The sequence below is a fragment of the Salinibacterium sp. genome, from assembly GCF_031364185.1.
Lineage (GTDB): Bacteria > Actinomycetota > Actinomycetes > Actinomycetales > Microbacteriaceae > Rhodoglobus.
The window spans coordinates 1-1,141 of the sequence record NZ_JANLVV010000047.1 but is presented as its reverse complement, the minus strand read 5'-3'; the positions used below and the strand labels follow the sequence as shown (position 1 = coordinate 1,141).

Genomic DNA, 1,141 nt, shown 5'->3' with positions numbered 1-1,141 from the left:
GCCCGCACTGGTCTAAACCGACCGGTCCGGTGAGTGCTCGCGCACCGCCGACGCGGGCCGCTACTTCGTCGCGAGATGCGCGAACAGGAACCAGCGGTCTTTTTCCAGGCCGCGGGCGATTTCGATGGCGACATCCTGGCTTACCGGGTCGAGGTCGGCTAGCTCAGTGACGGCGGTTCGGACGGTCACGAGAGTCGCGTCGATCGAGGCGATGACGTCGGCGATGACGGTCTCCGACTGCTGGAATCCCGCGGTAAGCGTCGGGGTGGTTGCCCTGAGTCCGACGGTCTGGATGCGGGCGTCGATGGGCAGTCCGAGGGCCACCACTCGTTCCGCCGCGGTGTCGGCGTACTCGCGAACGTGATTGACCACGTCGTCGAGCAGGAGGTGCACGGCCTGGAAATTGGCACCGCGCACATGCCAGTGCGCCTGCTTTCCGTCAACCGAAAGCGCCGTCAGGTCGGTGACGACCGGGCCGAGAAACTGTGCGACGCCGGAGGTGACATCCGGGTCTGCCGATGTTTGGGGAACTGCCTGGACTTCAGTCATGGTGAGACTCCTTCTCGCTTCGTCTTGACTCAACGTTAGTAAGGCTGGGATATTCCGCAACCAAGCTGAGGCAACGCTTAGTGGGGTTCCTTTTCGCGAACGGGGGCTAACCCCACCACTGTTCTGTGAGCCTGCCTGCTGGCACGTTGTCAGGGGATTCGTGAGGCTGGACGCATGATTGCGACAGACTTAGCTCCACACATCATGAGCACTCCACCCGCATCGCGCAAGGGCACCGCCTACGGTCGCCTCTGGCGAAGGCTGCCCGCAGAGCTGGCGTACCTCGTCATCGCATTCCCCATCGCCCTGACCGGATTCGTGCTCGTGATCTCGCTGTTCTCGACGGGGATCGGCACCCTCATCACCTTCTTTATCGGGGTGGTCCTGATCATCGGCGCGCTCTACGTCGCCCGGGGGTTCGGCACGCTTGACGTGATGCTGCTCGAGTGGACGGGTCGCCCCGCTATCCCGAGGCCCGAGTGGCAGGATGCCCGTGCCCGCACCGGCTTCTTCGGCTGGCTGCGTGCGCTGCTCGGTAACGGGCACTACTGGCTGTACCTGCTGCACACCATGGTCGTCGACTTCGTGATCA

2 protein-coding genes are annotated in these 1,141 nt (G+C 63.8%); one reads left to right on the top strand and one right to left on the bottom strand.

Annotated features, from left to right (window positions below):
* Positions 1-60: 60 nt before the first annotated feature.
* Positions 61-549, bottom strand: a complete 489-nt coding sequence (locus RMN95_RS02375; protein WP_309615359.1) for a DNA starvation/stationary phase protection protein — start codon at positions 547-549, stop codon at positions 61-63.
* Between the two features lie 204 nt (positions 550-753).
* Here RMN95_RS02375 and RMN95_RS02370 point away from each other — a divergent pair.
* The coding region (locus RMN95_RS02370) for a sensor domain-containing protein (RefSeq protein WP_309615358.1) at positions 754-1,141 on the top strand (388 nt) is incomplete at its 3' end.